Origin of the sequence: Microbacterium sp. NPDC078428, assembly GCF_044542535.1 — a bacterium.
Classification (GTDB): Bacteria; Actinomycetota; Actinomycetes; order Actinomycetales; family Microbacteriaceae; genus Microbacterium; species Microbacterium limosum.
The window spans coordinates 214706-233230 of record NZ_JBITUP010000001.1; the positions used below are offsets into that span (position 1 = coordinate 214706).

An 18525-nucleotide genomic window follows, 5' to 3' on the forward strand; every position below is an offset into this window, starting at 1 on the left:
CTAGTCCCGCCGCGGGCCTGGTGGGGCGGCGTACGCGGCGGCGAGCGCGCTGCGGACGATGGCGCTCGTGCGCGGCCCGAGCCCGAGCGCCGCGGCGGTCGCGAGCTGATCGGCGGTGTCGACGTCGCGGCGCAGCGTGGATGCCGTGGGCAGCTCCAGCCGAGCGCAGCCGAGCGCGATGTGCCACCGCAGCGAGTCCTCGCCGAACGCGGTGCGCAGCGCATGCCCCGCAGCCGCGGTCACGAGCGTGGATCCGGAGCCCTCGGCATCCGCCACGACCCCTCGCTCGCGCTTCGCGGCGAGGGCGAGGGCCGCCTCGAGATCGGCGGGCGCGAGGGCGGGGAGATCGCCCAGCAGCGCCGCCCGCGGCATGTCGCACCTCAGCGCGCCGGCGCCGAGCGCGACGGCGGCGTCGATGCCCCGCGGGCGGTCGCCCTCGGCGACGACGCGGATGCCGCGGGCTGCGGCGAGGGCGCGGGAGATCTCGTCGTCGTCGGTCACGACCACGACCTCGCCGACGGCGCGGCACGACCGGGCCGCGGCGATCGTGTCGAGCGCGATCGCCCGCGCGAGGCGCTCACGATCCACATCCGCCACGCGCAGGCGCGACTTCCCGGATCGGGCCGGCTTGACCGGCACGATCACGGCCCAGCACGCGCGCGTCATCGGCCCGTCCGCGTGCGTCATCCGCCCGTCCGCGCGCGCAGCCGCGGCAGGATCTCCGTGCCGTACAGGCGCAGGAACTCCTCCTGGTCGTGACCGGGGTCGTGGAAGACGAGGTGGCGGAAGCCCAGGTCGAGGTACCGCTCGATCCGGGCGACGTGCTCGTCGGGGTCGTCCGACACGATGAAGCGGGACGCCGCGCGCTCGATCGGAAGCCCGGCCGCCAGCCGCTGCATCTCGAGCGGGTCGTCGACACCGGTCTTCTCCTCCGGGGAGAGCGCCAGCGGCGCCCAGAACCGGGTGTTCTCCCTGGCCGACGCCAGATCGGGCCGGAACGAGACCTTCAGCTCGATGAGGGTGTCGATGTCCTCGCGCGAGCGACCGGCCTTGCCGAGGCCCTCGTCGAGCGCCGGCAGCAGCGTCTCGGTGTAGAGCTCGGGCTTCTTGCCGCTCGTGGTGATGTATCCGTCGGCGATGCGGCCGGCCAGCCGTGTCGCGGCGGGGCCGGATGCCCCGATGTAGATGGGCACGGGGCGATCGGGACGGTCGTAGATCGTGGCGTTCGAGGTGGAGTAGTAGGTGCCTTCGTAGGTGACGCGGTCCTGCGTCCACAGCTCGCGCATGAGGAGGATGGCTTCCTTCATCCGCTGGAAGCGCTCGGGGGGATCCGGCCACTCGAGTCCGAGGGTCACCTCGTTGAGGGCCTCGCCCGTGCCGACACCGAGCACGACGCGGTCGGGATAGAGGGAGCCGAGCGTCGCGAACGCCTGCGCGACGACGCCCGGGTGGTAGCGGAACGTCGGCGTCAGGACCGACGTGCCCATGAGGATGCGCGACGTGCGGGAGCCGAGCGCGCCCAGCCACGGGATCGCCGCCGGGGCGTGTCCGCCGTCGTGCATCCACGGCTGCAGGTGGTCGGAGACGAAGACGGAGTCGAAGCCGACCTCCTCCGCGAGCACCGCGTACTCGAGCAGCTCGCGCGGTGCGAACTGCTCGGCCGAGGCCTTGTAGCCGAAGCGGATCGGAGTGCTCATGCGTGTCCTTCCAGGCATGCCGCCGCGGTGGCGGGGGCGGGGAGCAGGTCGTCGGGGCCGATCGCGTCGAGGCGTTCGCGGAACGCCGCGACGGTGCCGGGCCAGAGCAGTGCGAGGCGGCCGCTGCGCTCGTCGACGTACCAGTTGCGGCATCCGCCCGACAGCCACGGCGTGCCGGCGGCGCGGGAGGCGATGTCGCGGGATGCCGCGGCCTCCGCCTCCGCGCGCACGCGCACCGGCCGCAGGGGCGAGCGCAGCATGCGGGCGGCGAAGTCCGCCTGCTCCTCGAGCAGGAGGACGGCCGAGTTGTGGCCGAGCGCGGCGTTCGGCCCGCCCAGCACGAACAGGTCGGGGAAGCCCGACACGAGCGTCGATCCGACCGCCGTCATCCCCTCCGACCAGTGCTCCTCGAGCGTCGCGCCGTCCTCGCCCTCGACGAGCGACGCGTAGGGGGGGCGTGAGGCGTCGAACCCGGTGGCGAAGACGAGCACGTCCGCCTCGTGCCGGCGGCCGCTCTGCGCCACGAGGAGCCCGCCCTCGACGCGCGCGAGCGCGGAGGGCTCGAGCGTCACCTCCGGGGAGGCGACGACCGGGTAGAAATCGTCCGAGAGCAGCACCCGCTTGCACCCGAAGGCGTAGCGCGGCGTCAGCGCGTCGCGGAGGGCGGGGTCCTCGACATGGGCCGCGAGGTGCGCGAGGGCGGCGCCGCGCGCGGCGGCGGAGGCGGCGGCATCCCCCGAGCGCGAGGCGAAGCGGGCCTCGCCCTCCTCCCGCAGGCGGGCGTGCAGCGCGGCGGGACCGTCGTCGGCCGCGCCCGCCGCATCGTGCTCACGCGGCAGGATCCAGGCAGGGCTGCGCTGGAAGAGGGTGACGTGCGCGCCGCGGCGCACCAGCTCGGGCACCAGCTGGATCGCGCTCGCCCCCGTTCCGACGACGGCGACGCGGCGGCCGGCCACGTCGACGGAGTGGTCCCAGCGCGCCGTGTGCATGACGGGCCCGACGAATCTGGCCAGCCCATCGACGGCGGGGATGCGCGGCTGGGTGAGCCGCCCGCAGGCGAGCACCAGGGCCCCCGCGCGGATGTCGCGGTCGTCGCGGCCCGCGGTGCGCACGAGCCACGACGATCCGTCCCACGTGGCCTGCCGCAGGTGGGTGCCGAGCCGCACGGCGGGGTCGATGCCCTCGTCCCGGGCGGTGCGCCGCAGGTAGGAGTGGATCGACGCGCCGGACGCGAAGGCGCCCCCCTCCAGGCCGGGACGGTCGGCGAAGCGGTAGAGCCCCGCGGGCACGTCGCACGCGACGCCCGGGTAGGTGTTCTCCCGCCAGGTGCCGCCGACGCTCTCGCCCCGCTCGATGATCGTGAACGAGTGCCGCGCGTCGCGCTGGAGGGCGCGGGCCATCGCCAGGCCCGCGAATCCCGCCCCGACGATCGCGACATCGACGTCCGAGTCCACGGAGCTGCTCACGAGCGCGCCGCCCGGGCCGGCTCCGTGTAGTCGGTCGCGCGCGTGCGCAGGGGGCGGAACAGCCCGTCGGCGATGCGCCGGGCCTGCGCGAGCGGCATCTCGTGCCCGTGCTCGACGCCGACGCGCGGCAGCACCCGCCCGTCCAGGAGGGTGCCCCCGAGGTCGTCGCCGCCCGCCCGCAGCGCCGCGCTCACCTCGGCGGGGTGCAGCCGCGTCCACGGCACCTGGATGTGGCGGATGGTGTCCGAGAGCATCAGCCGCGACACGGCCACCATCGCGCGGTGCTCGTCGATCGGCGCGCGACCGGGCACGAGAGCGGTGCCGTGACCGGGCAGCGGCATCGGCACGAACTCCGTGAATCCGCGCGTCTCCCGCTGCAGCGTCGCGAGGGTGCGCAGGTGCGCGATGCGCTCCCCGGCCGTCTCGACGTGTCCGTAGAAGAGCACCGAGGTCGACCGCAGCCCGGCGCGGTGCGCCGCGCGGATCGCCTCGAGCCACCGCTCGATCTCGATGTCCTCCGGGGCGACGAGGCGCCGCACCCGCTCCGAGAGCACCTTGACGCCCGTGCCCGGCACGGTCCCCACTCCGGCATCCCGCAGCGCGGCGTAGGCGGCGTCGATGTCGCGGCCGGTCCCGCGCGCCAGATGCCGCACGTCGGCGGGACGGAAGGCGTGCAGGTGGATGCCGGGGGCCTCGCCCCGGATCGCGCGGGCGATCTCGAGGGCCGCGTCCGGGGCCTCGGATGCCGCGGGCGTCCCCTGCACGCAGATCTCGGTGGCGCCCAGCTCGCGGGCGTCGGCGGCGATGCGGCGCAGGTCGGCGAGGTCGTAGGTGTCGCGGCCGTCGCCGCCGGTTGCGCGGTACTGCGCGGAGGAGACATTGCGGTTGACGACGATGCCGATCGCCTCGCCCACCGTGTAGCGGCGGACGTCGTCGGCGGCGCGGGTCAGCGTCTCGAGGGCGTCGCCCTCGGCGCGCAGAAGACGTACCCAGTCGTCGTCGTCGAGCGCGCCGGGCTCGGACGCCGCGCGATCCGCCAGCCCCGCCGCGGTCGCGCGCGGGCGGCGCGGGGGTGTGGCGGCGCGCGTCGACCTCACCGCGAGACCCGTCTGCGCATCGGCGAGCGCCCGGGTCGCCGGGACGACCTCCGGGTCGAGCCAGCGCTCGGCATCCTGCACGTATTCGGGGTGCGCCGTCAGGCGCTCCGTCAGCGCGAAGCCGAGGCCATCGGTCAGCCGGGCGAGCTCGTCGAGATCGGGCCAGGGGCGCTCGGGATTGACGTGGTCGGCCGTGACCGGCGAGACCCCGCCCCAGTCGTCGGCGCCGGCGGCCACGAGCAGCGCGAACTCGGCCGGGTCCGAGAGGTTGGGCGGCACCTGGATGCGCATGCGCGGACCCATCACGAGCCGCGCGACGGCGATCGTGGCCACGTACTCGCGCAGGTCCGCGTCCGGCGCGCCCCGCATCGCCGTGCGGGGCTTGGCGCGGAAGTTCTGCACGATCACCTCCTGGATGTGGCCGTGGGCCGCGTGCGCGTCGCGCAGGGCAACGAGCGATTCGGCGCGGTCGCGCAGGGTCTCCCCGATCCCCACGAGGATCCCCGTCGTGAAGGGCACGCGGGCGCGCCCGGCGTCGTCGATCACGCGCAGCCGCACCGCGGGGTCCTTGTCGGGCGAGCCGTGATGCACCTGGCCGGGCTCCTCGTAGAGGCGCCGCGAGGTCGTCTCGAGCATCATGCCCATGGAGGGCGCGGTCCCGCGCAGCGCGAGCATCTCGTCGTACGTCATGACGCCCGGATTCAGGTGAGGCAGCAGGCCCGTATCGTCGCGCACGAGGCGCGCCATCGCGGCGACGTACTCGAGCGTCGTGGCGTAGCCGTGCTCGTCGAGCCAGGCGCGCGCCTGCGGCCAGCGGTCCTCGGGACGATCGCCGAGGGTGAAGAGGGCCTCCTTGCAGCCGAGTGCCGCGCCCCGTCGTGCGACCGCGAGCACCTGCTCCGCCGTCATGTAGAGCGGCTTGTGCGCCCGCTTCAGCTGACCGGGGGTGTCGACGAAGATGCAGTAATGGCACCGGTCCCGGCACAGCGTCGTGAGCGGGATGAAGACCTTGCGGGAGTACGTGAGCACGCCGGGCCGCCCCGCGAGCCGCAGCCCCTCGTCGCGGGCGGATGCGGCGGCGTCCCGCACCGCATCGGCATCCTCTCCGGTCGCGCGCAGCAGCGCCTCGACCTCGTCGACGTGCAGACGCTCGCCCCGCGCCGCGCGGGTGAGCGCCGCCGCGACGGAGAGGGGTGCGGTGGGGGAAGAGGTGGGCACCGCGTCAGTCTTCCATCGTCCGGAGGGACGGGCTCCGTCCTCGACGCGGATCACGGTCGTGACGTAGCCTCCGCGATCGCGGCCGCCCTGCCGGCGGCGAAGGCCTCGTCGGCCCCCTGGCGGAACATGTCCCTCTCGGCCGGCCGCACGATGGAGCGCGCACCGGGCAGATCGAGCGGCCCCACGAGGTCGCCGCGCCCGCGGACGACGGCCACGGGGATGCCGCTCGTCTTGCCCTTGACCAGATCGGCGGCGGCGGCCAGCTCGTCGGCGACGCACGGCTGGGTGACCAGGAGGGGTCGCCCCTGGGCGTCCACGCCTCCCCGCAGGTCGTCGAAGACGTGGACGCCCGCCGCGCCGATCGCGTGGTCGGTCTGGCCCTCGCGCCATGCGCGGCCGAGGGTGTCGGAGACGAGGACGCCCACGCGCGCGCCCGTGCGCTCGCGGAGGCCGGACGCGAGGGCGCGCGCCGAGGCATCCGGATCCACCGGCAGCACCAGCACCGTGCCCGTCGGGGTGTTGCTGGCGTCGACGCCCGCGGCGGCCGAGACGATGCCGAGGCGGTTCTCGACGATGCGCGTCGTGCGCTCGCCGTGGGCGCGGGTCGCCACGATGCGCACCGTCTCGGCGGTGATGGCGTCCTCGCGGTCGTCGGCGCGCACGAAGCGCCCCTCCGCCTTCGAGACGATCTTGGAGGTGACGACCAGGATGTCGCCGTCGCGGAGCGTCGCCGCCGCGGCATCCGCGATCAGCCCGACGAGGTCGTCTCCCGCCGCGATCTCGGGCAGCCCGTCGATTCCCCACACCTGCAGCACGCCCCGACCCTACCCCGGCCCGCTCGCCCTCCGAACCGGATCGTTGCCGCTCCGTGAGCAATTGCGCGGGCGACCGGGCGCGGGGTGCGGCAGACTGGGGGCATGGTGACGCTGCTGCTCGACTCGGATCGGCTGGAGGTCGCCCTGTCGCCGGCGGAGCGCGTGCTCTCCCGTCGACGCGGCAACATCTCGGTCCCTCGCGCGCAGATCGCGAAGGTGATGCTCACCGAGGATGCCTGGATCTGGCTGCGCGGCGTGCCGAGCCCGGGCACCGCCGTGCCGGGCATCGTGGCGATGGGATGCTGGAAGTCGGGCAACGGCGTCGATTTCGCCGTCGTCCGGGGGCGCCGCCCGAGCGTCGTCATCGACCTCGAAGGTCATGACGAGTTCGACCGCCTGGTGCTCACGACGCGCCACGGCGTGCAGCTCATTCAGGCGCTCCGGCTCGACGGCGCCGACGAGGCGGCAGACGTCGCCGACATCGCACCGCCCGTGCCTCCCGCCAAGCGGCCTCGCACCCGACCGGCGAGGACCGCGCCGGCGACCTGACGCCTGCCCCGGCCCGGCGCCGGATCGGTCTCAGGTGACGTCGCGGGTCCAGCTGGCGATGTGCCCCACGAGGAGCAGCACGAAGGCGTAGGCCAGCAGCACGAGACCGCCGCCCCACCACTCGAGGGGCGCGGAGCCCTGACCGCCCATGACGTTGAAGATGCTGGCGCCGATGAGGGCGTCGCTCGCCGCGCCGGGCAGGAACCGGGTCGCCTCGTCGAGTCCGTCGACGAAGCTGCCCGCGAGACGCAGCAGCGGCTCGATGAACTGGGTGAAGGCGAGCACGACGACGATCGCGACGACCTGGTTGCGCACGAGCGCCCCCACCCCGACACCGACGAGCGCCCACAGGGCCATCGCGATGAGGGTGCGCCCCATGAGAGCCCAGGCGTCGCCGGCGCCGAGCTCGGTGTCGAGGCCGAAGCCCGCGAGCAGCGCGGCGGCGGGCCCGACGGCGGCGATCACCGCGAGCAGTCCGAAGAGCCCTCCGATGAGCGCACCCACGACGACCTTCGCCCACAGTGCCGTGCCGCGCCGGGGGGTGCCGAGGAAGGTGGGGGTGAGGGTCTGGTGGCGGAACTCGCTCGTGACCATGAGCGTGCCGATCAGCAGCGGGAAGACGTAGCCCACGGAGCCGCCGAGGCTGTAGAGCAGCGGGGCGAGGCCGTCGGAGGGCACCTCGGGGGTCGTGGCGCCGCCGCCCAGGTTGCCGGAGGCGGATGCCGCGAAGAGGAATCCCATGCCCGCGGCGGTGGTGCCGACGTAGACGACGAGGACGAGCGCGAGGATCCACCAGCCGGCGGTGGTCAGGAGCTTCGTCGCCTCGGAACGGGTGGCGGTGGCCAGGCTCATCGGTCGTCCCCTTCCCGGTCGTGCTCACGATCGTCGGCGGGCTCGCCGTCGAGCGTCTGCGCCTCGAGGGCGGGGTCCTGCACCTCGATGTCGGGCGCCTCGGAGACGAGGAACTCGTCGGCGTCTGCGGAGGCGTCGGTGGGGTCGGCCTGGGTGGGCTCGGTGTCTGCGGGCTCAGTGTGCGCGGGCTCGGTGTGCGCGGGGTTGCCGTCCAGGTCCTGTGCGTCGAGGGCGGGAGCGAGGATCTCGACCTCGGGCGCCTCCGAGACGAGGTCGTCCTCGCCCTCGGAACCCTCGGGCGCATCCACGGGCGCGCTTCCCGCCGCGTCGTCGGCCGCCGCGGACTCGTCGGGGGCATCCGTCGTCGGTGCCGCGTCCGCCATCGCCGGCGCAACCGTCGCCGCGGCGCTCGGGTGCACCCGGGCGCCGTTGACGAGGTCGAGGAAGACCTCCTCGAGCGACGGGCCACGCCGCTGCAGGCTCGACAGCGGCACTCCCGCGTCGAGCGCGAGCCGGCCGATCTCGGCGGGATCGCCGCCGCGCACCGTGAGGCCCGACCGCAGGGCATCCGTCTCGATCCCGGCGGCGGCCAGCGCCGCCGCGAGGCCCGCGCGGTCGGGGGAATCGACGAGGACCGCCTGGTCGGCGGGATCGGAGAGCTCGTCGACGCCGCCCTGGAAGACCAGGCGGCCGTGCGAGATCATCAGCAGCTGCTGCGCCGTCTGCGCGACCTCCGTGAGCAGATGGGAGGACACGAAGACCGTGCGACCCTGACGGGCCAGCTCGCGCAGCAGCCCGCGCATCCAGATGATGCCCTCCGGGTCGAGGCCGTTCGCGGGCTCGTCGAGCACCAGCACCCCCGGGTCGCCCAGCAGGGCGAAGGCGAGCCCCAGCCGCTGGCGCATCCCGAGCGAGTAGCCGCCCACCTTGCGCCCGCCGACATCGCTCAGACCGACCGCTCCGAGGGCGTCGTCGACGCGGCCGGCGGGCAGCCCCGCGGCGTGCGCGTACACCTTGAGGTGGTTGGCCGCCGTGCGCCCCGGGTGGAAGCTGGCCGCCTCGAGCGCGGCGCCCACGGTGCGCAGCGGATCGGCGAGCTCGGCGTAGGCCTTGCCCCCGATGAGGGCGCGGCCGCTGGTCGCCCTCACGAGGCCCAGGAGGATGCGCATGGTCGTGGTCTTGCCGGCGCCGTTCGGCCCGAGGAAGCCGGTGACGACGCCGGGCTCGACGCGAGCCGTGAAGCCGTCGACGGCGCTCACGCGGCCGAAGCTCTTGGTGACGCCGGAGAACTCCAGCACTTCGCCTTCGGGCATGCCGAACCTCTCGCCTGCGGACGCTTTCCCCCATATCCTGCCGGAAAAACGCCGATCGCTGTGCATCCCGCGCCCCGCGGGGGCCTCCGGTCCGCGGTAACGTTCCCCGGGTGAGTGCCCCCGAGTCCCCTGCGCCCGCGATCCGCGCGCGCTCCGCGCACGGACTCGGACGGATCACGCTCGACCGTCCGAGGGCGATCAACGCGCTCGATGCGCCGATGATCGCCGCGATCTCGGCGGCCCTGGACGCCTGGCGCGACGACCCTGACGTCCAGCGCGTCCTGCTCGACGGCGCCGGCGAGCGGGGCTTCTGCGCCGGCGGGGACGTGAGGGGGCTCACGGAGGCGATCGCTGCCGGCCGGCCGCAGGATGCCGGGGACTTCTTCCGCGCCGAGTACGCGCTGAACGCGGCCATCGCCGAGTACCCCAAGCCGCTCGTCGTGCTCGCCGACGGCATCACCATGGGGGGCGGGATCGGACTGGCGGGACACGCGGCCGTGAGGATCGTGACCGAGCGCTCCCGACTGGCGATGCCGGAGACCCGCATCGGCTTCACGCCGGACGTGGGCGGCAGCCTCCTGCTCGCGCGGGCGCCCGGGCGGATCGGGGAGTACCTGGCCCTCACGGGGGCGAGCATGGATGCCGCCGACGCCGTCTACGCGGGGTTCGCGGATCACCTGGTGCCCTCCGACCGGCTCGGCTCCCTCATCGAGGCGTTCGAGACCCGCGCCGATCCGGCCGGCGCCGCCGAGCTGGTCCTCCTCTTCGACGAGACCCCCGACACCTCGTCGCTCGAGGAGGGCCGCGCCTGGATCGACGACGCCTTCTCCGCCCCGACGGTGGCTCAGATCATCCAGCGCCTGCGCGCTCGGCCCGAGCCCCGGGCATCCGCCGCCGCCGCGACCCTCGACGAGCTCTCGCCCACGGCGCTGGTGGTGACGCTCGAGGCCGTCCGCCGCGCCCGCACCCTGCCGGGACTGCGCGCCGCGCTCGAGCAGGAGTACGGCCTGGCGATGTGGTTCGCCGCGACGCAGCCCGACCTCGTCGAGGGGGTGCGGGCCCAGCTCGTGGACAAGGACCGCTCGCCCTCCTGGCGTCCTGCCTCGCTCGGCGACGTGCTGCCCGGTGCCGCGTGGTCGGCGCTGCAGTACCGGCCCGAGGTGCCCCTCTGGTCCTAGAGTGAGCGGCATGACGGGCAGCGACACGCCGCGTCCGCCTCGCCGGCGCGGATACTCCCTCGGGGTGGCGCTGGACTGGTTCTTCTTCGTCTTCGCCGGGCTCGCATCGTTGTGGCTGGCCTACCTGGGCGTGACGGAGTCGTTCCAGATCGGCTGGTGGGGCGTGCTCCTGGCCGTGGCGTTCTGGGTGCTGATCGCCTACCTCGTGCTGCCGCGGCTGCACCGCATCCTCACGACCATCTACGTGCCCGACTACTTCATCCGCCGCACCCGCACGAGCGACGGCCTGCTGGGCGATCCCGTCAATCTCGCGTTCCTCGGCACGGGGGAGCAGATCGAGGAGGCGATGCGCGCCGCCGGCTGGACGCGCGCCGACCCCGTGACGCTCGCATCGTCATGGCGCATCGTCACCTCCACGCTGCGTAGGCGCAGCTACCGCGAGGCCCCCGTGAGCCCCCTCTTCCTGTTCTCCCGGGTGCAGGACTTCGCCTACCAGCAGGAGGTCGACGGCAATCCGGCGCAGCGCCACCACGTGCGGTTCTGGCGGTGCCCCGACGGATGGCTGCTGCCGGGCGGCATCCGCGTCGACTGGCTCGCCGCGGGGACGTTCGACACCGCCGTCGGCCTGTCGCTGTTCACGCTGCAGATCACGCACCGGATCGACGCCGACACCGACATCGAGCGCGATCACATCATCGCGACGCTGACCGCGGCGCATCCGCGCCTGGGCGTCACCGTCATCGCCGACTTCTCCACGGGCTACCACGCCCGCAACGGCGGAGGCGACAGCATCCGCACCGACGGCGACCTCCCGATCGTCGACGTGCGCGCGCTCGCGGGTGCCGACGACGGGGCGCGCGGTGCGGAGGCGACGGCATGACCGAACCGCGCAAGCGTCCGGCGTACGAGTCGCCGCGGGACCTCGTCGCTCCGCTGTCGCCCCACTCCCGGATGCCGCGCCCGCTCGCCACGACGGCGGGCGCGGGACTCGTGCTGCTTCGGGTGATGGCCGGCGTGCTGTGGCTGTGGAGCCTCGTCGGCGACTGGGGATCCATCCTTCGCGACACGGTGGACGACATCGGGGTGGTCACCGTCACCCCCGACGTCGAGCAGGCGGCCCTCGCGATCGTGGTCGCGGTCGTGGGCGTCACGCTCGCGCTGGACCTGACGCTGGCGATCTTCATCTACCGCGGACACAACTGGCCGCGCGTGATCGTCATGATCGTCTCGACCCTGTCGATCTCGGCGGCGTTCCTGCAGTGGTGGACGGGCGACCAGGACATCCGGATGTCCACGACGCTGCTCACGCTCGGGCTGGACGTGCTCGTCCTTCTCGCGCTTTCCAGCCGCGATGCCGCGGCCTACGCCCGCCGCCCCCGCCGCTGAGACGCTCCGCCGGGCGGGTGCCCGGCTGCGCCGGGGTAGCCTGTAAGCCGCCGCGCGGCGGGAAGGGCAGGGCCGGATGTTCGACAGTCCGCTCTCCCAGTCCGCCTACGACGTCCTCGGGGTCGCCGCCGACGCCGGCGACGAGGACCTCCGCCGCGCCTACCGGCTGCGGCTGCGCGCCACCCACCCCGACACCGGCGGCGATGCGGCGGCGTTCGTGCAGGTGCAGCGGGCGTGGGAGCTGGTGGGAACGCCGGAGTCGCGTGCCGCCTACGACCGGGGTCACGGGTTCGGCGAGTACGCGCCGCAGCCGGACGCGCCCGGCTGGCGCCCGCGCGGAGCCCCCGCCGACACCCGCCCGAAGGCGCGCGTGTACGGGCACCCGGGCGGATGGCGCCGGGAGCGCTACCTCGTGCTCGTGCGGGAGTGGGCCGGGCGGGGGGTCGACGTCGACGACCCCTACGACCCCGCGCTCGTGCGCCGGGCGCCGCACGAGATCCGGCGCCTCCTCGCCGATGCGCTCGCGGAGGAGGAGACGGCCCGGATCGTCGCCGATCTCGGGATGGGCTTCACGGTGTGGCACGACGTCGCGGCATCCGGCCGTCGCGGTGAGCCCGACGCCAAGCTCGATCACATCGTGCTGAGCCCGAGCGGCCTGTACGGGGTGCTGTCGGAGGACTTCGGCGGCCCCGTGTCGCTGCGCAGGGGCGAGCTCGTCGGCGGTGACGTGGACGGGGCGCCGATCGCCGAACTGCTCGCACGGATGCGCGTCATCGCCCGAGCGGCGGGCGTGCGCTTCGGCGGCGCGATCGTGGTGCTGCCCGACGACGACCTCCCGCAGGCGATCGTGGAGGTGGGCAGGGTGCGCGGCATCCCGGTCGTGGTGTGCGCGCGTTCGGCCCTCGCGACGGTGCTGCGCCGCGGCGTGCCGGGCGCGCGCGACGTCGGCGGCAACGAGATGTTCGACGTGCGCACGAGGCTGCAGCACGCCGTGTCGTTCGTCTGAGTCCGTGTCGCACGCGGCGGGCGGCGGCGCTGCGGCAGGCGGCCCGTAGGCGGTGCGGGCGTCCGGCGGGGAGGCTCAGCGTGCGGGGGTCGCCGGGGCGTCCGCATCGACGCCCTCGTGGGCGACGCTCTCGTGCGCGACTCCGGCGTCGGTCGTCGGGCGCTCGAGCACCTCCAGCAGGAGCACGACCGCGGCGGCGGCGGCGAGCGTCCAGATCACGAGGCCGGGAGTGAGGGGGCGGACGAACAGCACGACCGCGGCCGCCGCGACCGCCACGGCAGCGCGGGCGAACACACGCTGCCGGAAGAGCCACGTGCCCACGCGGCCCGTGCCGAGGCCGCGTCTCTCCAGCGTGCGCCGCGCCATGCCCGCACCCGAATGCACGAGGGCGCGCAGGCGCCGAGGGATCGCGAACGGTCCCGCGAACCAGGCCACGACGGCGACCGCCAGGGCCAGGACCAGCAGGGCCGTCGCCGTGTCGCGCATCGCGCCCGTGAAGGTCGCGTACACCGCATCGGCGGCGCCCGAGGGCAGGATGCCGGGGCTCACGGCGGCGAGGAAGGCGATGCGGCCCGCGGCGAAGCCCGCGACCAGCACGGCGCAGACCGTCGCGAGCGAGACGGACGCCGCCACGAGCGCGACCGCGCGCCGGCGGGCCACGAGCACGCCGGCGGCCAGCAGCCCGAGGGCGACCCACGGCAGCCACAGGCCCGCCGCGAGGGCGAGCGAGTAGCCGAGCTGCGCGGAGGGCAGCGCGTCGGACTGCGCGATCGGGATCGTGCGATCGATCGTGGGGATCGCGTCGGCGAGGCCGATGCCCTGCGCGACGAGCGCCGCCGTGACGGCATCCATGATGGGGGCGAGCCGGATGCCGATGGTGCCGTCGTCGCCGAGGGAGATCGCCGACCCTCGACATCCACCTGCTCGCCGATCGCGGCGATGGCCTGATCGGCGACGAACGCCTGCACGGCGGGGTCCTCGGCGAGCGGCGCGTAGGTCTGCACGAATCGGTCGGTGTCGCTCAGCTGCACGTCGGCCCACGCGGCGACGACCGCGACGGGCGCGAGCAGCGCGCCGAGGGCGATGAGCACCGCCGCGAGCACCGTCCATCCCCAGGAGCGACGCGGGCGGGACGGGGACGCGGGCGTCGGGTCGAACACGCGCGTCGCTGCGGCGCTCTCCGCCTCCTCGGCGCGTTCGCGGAGGGCGGCGTTCTCGGCCTCGAGCGCATCGATGCGGCGGCGCAGGTCGGCGGTGGTCAGGCGTGCCACGGCGGCTCCTGTCGGAGGGGGTCTGCGCTCACTGTAGCGGGGCCCGCGCTCACGCGCCGGGGGAGAGCCCGAGCAGCTCGAGCGGATGCGTCAGCCGCCACCACGGATCGGGATCCGCCACCGGCGCCGCGAGCACGACGGGGGACTCGGCGGCATCCAAGGGACCCGTCACGCGGAGGACGCCCCCGGCATCCCCCTCCTCGCGTGCGTCGGCGGTGTCGGCCACACCCAGCTGCATCGAGGCGACGCTCGTTCCGCCGTTCCAGAGGATGACGGCCGCGTCGTCGCGGGTGACCAGCTGCACCGGGTCGCCCCACAGCGTCGTCACGGTGCCGACGACCGTGCCGGCGGACACGGCGACGGTCGGCTGGAGCGGGGCGTCCAGGGACGCCAGCAGCGCGCGGGTCTCGGCGAAGCGCGCCTCCGCGCTGTCCTGACCGAGAACTGCGACGAAGGCGCGCACCGTCGTGTCGCCGATCTCGAGATCGCGTGCCGTCAGCAGGTTGTAGTCGCGGCCGAGGAATCCCGTCTTGACCCCGACCACACCCGGGTCGCCGAGCAGCGCGTTGGTGTTCTCGACCAGCCCCACGCCGGGGAGCTCGACCGAGCGTTTCGCGACGGTCTCCGCGATCACGGGATCGGCCATCGCCTGCTGCCCCAGCGAGATGAGCGCCGCCGGGGTCGCGACGTTGCGAGCGCTGATCCCGGAGGGGTCGACGACGGTGATGCCCGTCAGCGCGTGCGCCGCGAGCCATTCGTTCGCGGCGCGGACGTACGCGGCCTGCGACGGGTACTGCTGCGCGACGAGGAAGTCGGCGTAGTTGCCCGCCGACCCGATGAGGAGCCCCTCGAGGAGCTGGTACTGCGTGAGGGCGTCTTCGGTGGGGAACGGCAGTGCGGACTCGCCCGAGGCGATCGTGGCGCGGTAGTCGGCGCGATCCGCCGACGTGAACGTGTACGAGGGGCCCGATTCGCCCACGCCCAGCGGCATCCCGTCGAGCACGACGAGCGCCGTGACTACCTTCGTGATGCTCGCCATCGGCACGGCCTGGCCCGAGCTCGCCAGCGGGGAGCCCAGGCCCGGCACGCCGACCGCCGCCGAGCCGTCGGCCGGCCAGGCGGGGGAGACGGCGGCCGCGGGCGTCGTCGTGACGCTCGACGCCTCGACCTGCGGCTGCACCGCGTGTAGCGGCCAGAGCAGCATCGTCGCGGAGTAGACGAGGGCGAGCGTCACCACCACCACGAGGGGGGTGAGCGCCGCGCGACGCCACGCGAAGCGGGAGGGCCAGCGCTCCACGAGCGGCGGCTCCCAGCCCTGCGGCGCGGCGGCGGCGCCCGTGCCGAGCGCGCTCTCGTCGACCCACGCAAGGGCCCGGGGCGAGGACGCGGCGGCTTCGGCGGCGGCTTCGTCGGGGGAGGTGGATGCCGCGGCATCCACCTCGTCTGGCCCGGGCGGCTCGGCGACCGCGACGCTTCCGTCCGTCGCGCCCCGGGTCGAGCCGGAGCGCAACGCGCGCCGCGTGAGCGCGGGCGGGGACGGCGAGTCGCTCGGGGTCACAGGCCTAACGTACAACGGGGCGTGGGGCTATACTCGCCCCTGTCAACCACGGGAGTCCGGTGTGCCGGGCTGAGAGGAAGCGTCCACGCTTCGACCGTCGAACCTGATCTGGGTCATGCCAGCGCAGGAAGGAGAACATCTTGAGCACGTCCACGTCTTCATCCGCCCCGTCTCGCCCCCGCGGATTCGCGGGGATCGTCTGGCGGTGGCGCGTCGTCGACATCGTCGTCGCCAGTGTCATCGCCGTCGCGTGCGCGGCGCTGTTCCTCGTGTGGAATGTCGCGTACCTCGGGCCGAGCGAGCTGCTCTCGCCGCTGCTGCCGGGCCTGCAGGGACTGCTCGCGGGCCCCTGGCTCGTCGCGGGCGTGCTCGGCGCCCTCATCGTGCGAAAGCCCGGCGCCGCGCTGTACACCGAGCTGCTCGCCGCCGTCATCTCGGCGCTCGTCGGCAACCAGTGGGGGCCGCTGACGATCGTGTCGGGGCTCGTGCAGGGCCTCGGCGCCGAGATCGTCTTCCTCCTCTTCGCCTACGCCGTCTGGCGCCTCCCGGTGGCGATGCTCGCCGGCGCCGGCGCGGGCCTCGCGTGCGGCATCAACGACCGCCTCCTCTGGTACGCGGGTGCCGACGCGACGTTCACGATCGTCTACATCCTCGCGACGACGATCTCGGGCGCGGTGATCGCGGGACTCGGATCGTGGCTGATCGCCCGGGGCCTCGCGGCGACGGGGGCCCTGAACCGGTTCGCGTCGGGCCGCGAGGTGACCCGCCGCGTCTGACGTGGGCGCAGCACCCGCCCCGCCCCGCCCCGTCGCCGTGACGGCGGCGGGCTGGGGGTGGCGCTACGCCTCGCGGAACGCATGGGCGCTCTCCGGGATCGATCTGCGCATCGAGCCCGGGGAGCGGGTGCTGCTGCTCGGGGCGTCGGGCGCGGGGAAGTCGACCCTCCTGCACGCGCTCGCGGGCGTGCTCGGCGGCGACGACGAGGGCGACACGACCGGGTCGCTGACCCTCGACGGCGTCCCCGCCGCGCACGCGCGCGGCCGCGCCGGGATGGTGCTGCAGGACCCGGACAGCCAGGCGATCCTCGCGAGGGTCGGCGACGATGTCGCGTTCGGCTGCGAGAACCTCGGCGTGCCGCGTCCCGAGATCTGGACGCGGGTCGGCGAGGCGCTGGATGCCGTGGGTCTCGACGTGCCGCTGGATCGATCCACGTCGGCGCTCTCGGGCGGGCAGAAGCAGCGGCTCGCGCTCGCGGGGGCGCTCGCGATGCGGCCGGGCCTGCTGCTGCTCGATGAGCCGACGGCCAACCTCGACCCCGCGGGGGTCGCCGAGGTGAGGGATGCCGTGGCCCGCTCCCTGGAGCGCAGCGCGGCGACGCTCGTCGTGGTCGAGCATCGGATCGACGCGTGGCTTCCGCTCGTCGGCCGCGTGATCGTGCTGGGGCGGGAGGGGGTCATCGCCGACGGCTCGCCCGATGCGGTCCTGGGCGCGCACGGGCCCGCCCTCGCCGCGGGAGGCGTGTGGGTTCCGGATGTCCCCCCGCGGCACCCCGCGCCGCCCGCGGCCGAGCCGGGGGAGGTGCTGCTCTCCGGGCACGACGTGCGCGTGGGACGCCAGCGCGGCCGCCCGGTCGCCGGCCCGCTCTCGATCGACGTGCGGGCGGGCGAGGTGCTGGGCGTGACCGGGCCGAACGGAGCCGGCAAGTCGACCCTGGGCCTCACCCTCGCGGGTCTGCTGCCGCCCGAGCGCGGCGAGGTCGCGGCATCCGCGTCGCTTGCCGGGGGCCTCGGTGCGGCGCCCGTCTCGTGGCCCGCGCGGGGCCTGCTCACCCGCATCGGCACGGTGCTGCAGGATCCCGAGCACCAGCTGCTGCGCACGAGCGTGCGGACCGAGCTCGAGGTCGGCCCCCGCGCACTGCGCCTGCCCGAGGGGGAGGTGCGGACCCGTGTCGACGAGCTGCTGGCACGCCTGCGCCTGGAGACGCTGGCGGAGGCGAACCCCTACACGCTCTCGGGTGGTGAGAAACGGCGCCTGACGGTCGGTGCGATGCTCGCGACCCGCCCCCGCGTGCTCGTGCTCGACGAGCCGACCTTCGGGCAGGATGCCGTGACGTGGGCCGAGCTCGTGGCCCTCATCGCGCGGCTGCGCGATGAGGGGGCGGGGATCGTGGCCGTCACGCACGACGAGCACGTTCTGCAGGCGCTGCGCGCGCGGCGGCTCGCCCTTCCCGCGCCGGACCGGGAGGCGGCGGCGTGAGCGCCCGCGCCGATTCGCCGCCTGCCTCCGCCGGGCCGCTGCAGGCCCCGGCCCCGCGCGGGGCCGGCGTGCTGGCGGCGCGCAATCCCGTGGCCAAGCTCGCGGCGGCGCTGCTGATCGCGCTGCCGCTCGTCCTCACGATCGACTGGGTCTCGGCCGCCGTCTCGCTCGCGCTCTCGAGCATCCTGCTCGTGTTCTCGGGCGTGCGGTGGCGTGAGTTCTGGGTGCGCACCCTCCCGATTTGGGTCGCGGCGCCGCTGACGGCCGTGACGATCGCCCTCTACGGCTCGCCCGCCGGAACCGTCTACGCGGAATGGTTCGTCGTGAGGATCAGCGACGGATCGCTCGATCTGGCGCTGGCGACGTTCTTCCGCGTGCTCGCGATCGCCCTGCCCGGCGTCGTGCTCTTCATCACGGTCGACCCCACCGACCTCGCCGACGGTCTCGCGCAGATCGTGCGGCTCCCCGCTCGGTTCGTGCTCGGCGCGCTCGCCGGGATGCGGCTGCTGGGGCTCCTCGCCGACGACTGGCGGGCGCTGACCCTCGCCCGCCGGGCCCGCGGCGTCGCGGACGAGGGGCGGGTGCGCCGCCTGCTCGGCATGGTGTTCGCGCTCTTCGTGCTGGCCATCCGGCGCGGCACGAAGCTCGCCACGGCGATGGAGGCGCGGGGCTTCGGTGCCGACGGAGCGCGGACGTTCGCGCGCGAGTCCCGCTGGGGCGCCGCCGACACGGGACTCGTGATCGCGGGTGCCGCGATCTCGGCGATCGCGATCACGACGGCCGTCGCCACGGGTTCCTGGAGATTCGTGCTCGGAGTCTGACGGGGCGGCGACCACGCGGGGCCGTCGTCCCGCTCGCCGTCC

At 74.7% G+C, this 18525-nt stretch carries 17 protein-coding genes and 1 riboswitch; of the genes, 8 read left to right on the forward strand and 9 right to left on the reverse strand.

Going from position 1 to position 18525, the window contains the following annotated elements; translation table 11 throughout:
* From cofC to ACIGCK_RS01070, 5 genes are read right to left on the reverse strand one after another with little or no spacing between them, the layout of a single operon-like run.
* A complete protein-coding gene (gene cofC / locus ACIGCK_RS01050) occupies positions 1-687 on the reverse strand; it encodes a 2-phospho-L-lactate guanylyltransferase (RefSeq protein WP_396663107.1) in 687 nt (228 codons plus the stop codon).
* Positions 684-1697 (reverse strand): glucose-6-phosphate dehydrogenase (coenzyme-F420), encoded by a 1014-nt coding sequence (gene fgd, locus ACIGCK_RS01055; protein ID WP_396663109.1) that lies wholly within the window; start codon positions 1695-1697, stop codon positions 684-686. The genes cofC and fgd overlap by 4 nt, the downstream gene beginning before the upstream one ends.
* Positions 1694-3163, reverse strand: a complete 1470-nt coding sequence (locus ACIGCK_RS01060; protein ID WP_396663111.1) for a flavin-containing monooxygenase — start codon at positions 3161-3163, stop codon at positions 1694-1696. Before ACIGCK_RS01060 ends, fgd begins: the two co-directional genes overlap by 4 nt.
* Positions 3160-5478 (reverse strand): 7,8-didemethyl-8-hydroxy-5-deazariboflavin synthase CofG, encoded by a 2319-nt coding sequence (cofG, locus tag ACIGCK_RS01065; RefSeq protein ID WP_396663112.1) that lies wholly within the window; start codon positions 5476-5478, stop codon positions 3160-3162. The genes ACIGCK_RS01060 and cofG overlap by 4 nt, the downstream gene beginning before the upstream one ends.
* Positions 5479-5528: 50 nt before the next feature.
* The gene (locus tag ACIGCK_RS01070) at positions 5529-6293 is read right to left on the reverse strand and encodes a coenzyme F420-0:L-glutamate ligase (protein ID WP_396663113.1); all 765 of its coding nucleotides are present in this window, start codon (positions 6291-6293) and stop codon (positions 5529-5531) included.
* 102 nt (positions 6294-6395) lie between these two features.
* Between ACIGCK_RS01070 and ACIGCK_RS01075 the strand changes: the two genes are divergently transcribed.
* Complete coding sequence (locus tag ACIGCK_RS01075) at positions 6396-6842, forward strand: hypothetical protein (protein WP_396663115.1); 447 nt, start codon at positions 6396-6398, stop codon at positions 6840-6842.
* Between the two features lie 30 nt (positions 6843-6872).
* Here the strand turns inward: ACIGCK_RS01075 and ACIGCK_RS01080 are convergent, their stop codons facing one another.
* Both ACIGCK_RS01080 and ACIGCK_RS01085 read right to left on the reverse strand, forming a co-directional pair.
* On the reverse strand, positions 6873-7694 hold the full coding sequence (locus ACIGCK_RS01080) for an ABC transporter permease (RefSeq protein ID WP_396663117.1): 822 nt from the start codon (positions 7692-7694) through the stop codon (positions 6873-6875).
* Positions 7691-9007, reverse strand: a complete 1317-nt coding sequence (locus ACIGCK_RS01085; protein ID WP_396663119.1) for an ABC transporter ATP-binding protein — start codon at positions 9005-9007, stop codon at positions 7691-7693. Before ACIGCK_RS01085 ends, ACIGCK_RS01080 begins: the two co-directional genes overlap by 4 nt.
* 110 nt (positions 9008-9117) lie before the next feature.
* Between ACIGCK_RS01085 and ACIGCK_RS01090 the strand changes: the two genes are divergently transcribed.
* The 4 genes from ACIGCK_RS01090 (at position 9118) to ACIGCK_RS01105 (ending at position 12577) form a co-directional block, all read left to right on the forward strand.
* Complete coding sequence (locus ACIGCK_RS01090; RefSeq protein ID WP_330170995.1) at positions 9118-10185, forward strand: enoyl-CoA hydratase/isomerase family protein; 1068 nt, start codon at positions 9118-9120, stop codon at positions 10183-10185.
* A gap of 10 nt (positions 10186-10195) precedes the next feature.
* Positions 10196-11065: an LssY C-terminal domain-containing protein gene (locus tag ACIGCK_RS01095; protein WP_396663122.1), complete on the forward strand. Its 870-nt coding sequence runs from the start codon at positions 10196-10198 to the stop codon at positions 11063-11065.
* Positions 11062-11571 (forward strand): hypothetical protein, encoded by a 510-nt coding sequence (locus ACIGCK_RS01100; protein WP_396663124.1) that lies wholly within the window; start codon positions 11062-11064, stop codon positions 11569-11571. The genes ACIGCK_RS01095 and ACIGCK_RS01100 overlap by 4 nt, the downstream gene beginning before the upstream one ends.
* A 76-nt stretch (positions 11572-11647) precedes the next feature.
* Positions 11648-12577, forward strand: a complete 930-nt coding sequence (locus ACIGCK_RS01105; RefSeq protein WP_396663126.1) for a DnaJ domain-containing protein — start codon at positions 11648-11650, stop codon at positions 12575-12577.
* 75 nt (positions 12578-12652) lie between these two features.
* Here ACIGCK_RS01105 and ACIGCK_RS01110 read toward each other — a convergent pair whose 3' ends face one another.
* Together ACIGCK_RS01110 and ACIGCK_RS01115 are read right to left on the reverse strand one after the other, a co-directional pair.
* Positions 12653-13429 (reverse strand): hypothetical protein, encoded by a 777-nt coding sequence (locus ACIGCK_RS01110; RefSeq protein ID WP_396663128.1) that lies wholly within the window; start codon positions 13427-13429, stop codon positions 12653-12655.
* A 468-nt stretch (positions 13430-13897) separates the two neighbouring features.
* Positions 13898-15406, reverse strand: coding sequence for a D-alanyl-D-alanine carboxypeptidase (locus ACIGCK_RS01115; RefSeq protein ID WP_396663129.1), 1509 nt, complete (start codon positions 15404-15406; stop codon positions 13898-13900).
* Between the two features lie 38 nt (positions 15407-15444).
* Positions 15445-15553, forward strand: a riboswitch (TPP riboswitch).
* On the opposite strand from ACIGCK_RS01115, the gene ACIGCK_RS01120 reads away from it, so the two are divergent.
* The 3 genes from ACIGCK_RS01120 (at position 15547) to ACIGCK_RS01130 (ending at position 18483) form a co-directional block, all read left to right on the forward strand.
* On the forward strand, positions 15547-16182 hold the full coding sequence (locus ACIGCK_RS01120) for an ECF transporter S component (protein ID WP_396663131.1): 636 nt from the start codon (positions 15547-15549) through the stop codon (positions 16180-16182). Its footprint overlaps the riboswitch before it by 7 nt.
* 1 nt (position 16183) lies before the next feature.
* Positions 16184-17662 (forward strand): ABC transporter ATP-binding protein, encoded by a 1479-nt coding sequence (locus ACIGCK_RS01125; RefSeq protein WP_396663133.1) that lies wholly within the window; start codon positions 16184-16186, stop codon positions 17660-17662.
* A 38-nt stretch (positions 17663-17700) separates the two neighbouring features.
* Positions 17701-18483, forward strand: a complete 783-nt coding sequence (locus tag ACIGCK_RS01130) for an energy-coupling factor transporter transmembrane component T family protein (protein ID WP_396663969.1) — start codon at positions 17701-17703, stop codon at positions 18481-18483.
* The last annotated feature ends 42 nt before the right edge of the window (positions 18484-18525 follow it).

What these genes read in the sequence shown, in the direction of transcription:
- cofC (WP_396663107.1), bottom strand. Translation starts at nt 687, where the DNA reads ATGACGCACGCGGACGGGCCGATGACGCGCGCGTGCTGGGCCGTGATC.
- fgd (WP_396663109.1), bottom strand. Translation starts at nt 1,697, where the DNA reads ATGAGCACTCCGATCCGCTTCGGCTACAAGGCCTCGGCCGAGCAGTTC.
- ACIGCK_RS01075 (WP_396663115.1), top strand. Translation starts at nt 6,396, where the DNA reads ATGGTGACGCTGCTGCTCGACTCGGATCGGCTGGAGGTCGCCCTGTCG.
- ACIGCK_RS01080 (WP_396663117.1), bottom strand. Translation starts at nt 7,694, where the DNA reads ATGAGCCTGGCCACCGCCACCCGTTCCGAGGCGACGAAGCTCCTGACC.
- ACIGCK_RS01085 (WP_396663119.1), bottom strand. Translation starts at nt 9,007, where the DNA reads ATGCCCGAAGGCGAAGTGCTGGAGTTCTCCGGCGTCACCAAGAGCTTC.
- ACIGCK_RS01095 (WP_396663122.1), top strand. Translation starts at nt 10,196, where the DNA reads ATGACGGGCAGCGACACGCCGCGTCCGCCTCGCCGGCGCGGATACTCC.
- ACIGCK_RS01100 (WP_396663124.1), top strand. Translation starts at nt 11,062, where the DNA reads ATGACCGAACCGCGCAAGCGTCCGGCGTACGAGTCGCCGCGGGACCTC.
- ACIGCK_RS01105 (WP_396663126.1), top strand. Translation starts at nt 11,648, where the DNA reads ATGTTCGACAGTCCGCTCTCCCAGTCCGCCTACGACGTCCTCGGGGTC.
- ACIGCK_RS01110 (WP_396663128.1), bottom strand. Translation starts at nt 13,429, where the DNA reads ATGGATGCCGTCACGGCGGCGCTCGTCGCGCAGGGCATCGGCCTCGCC.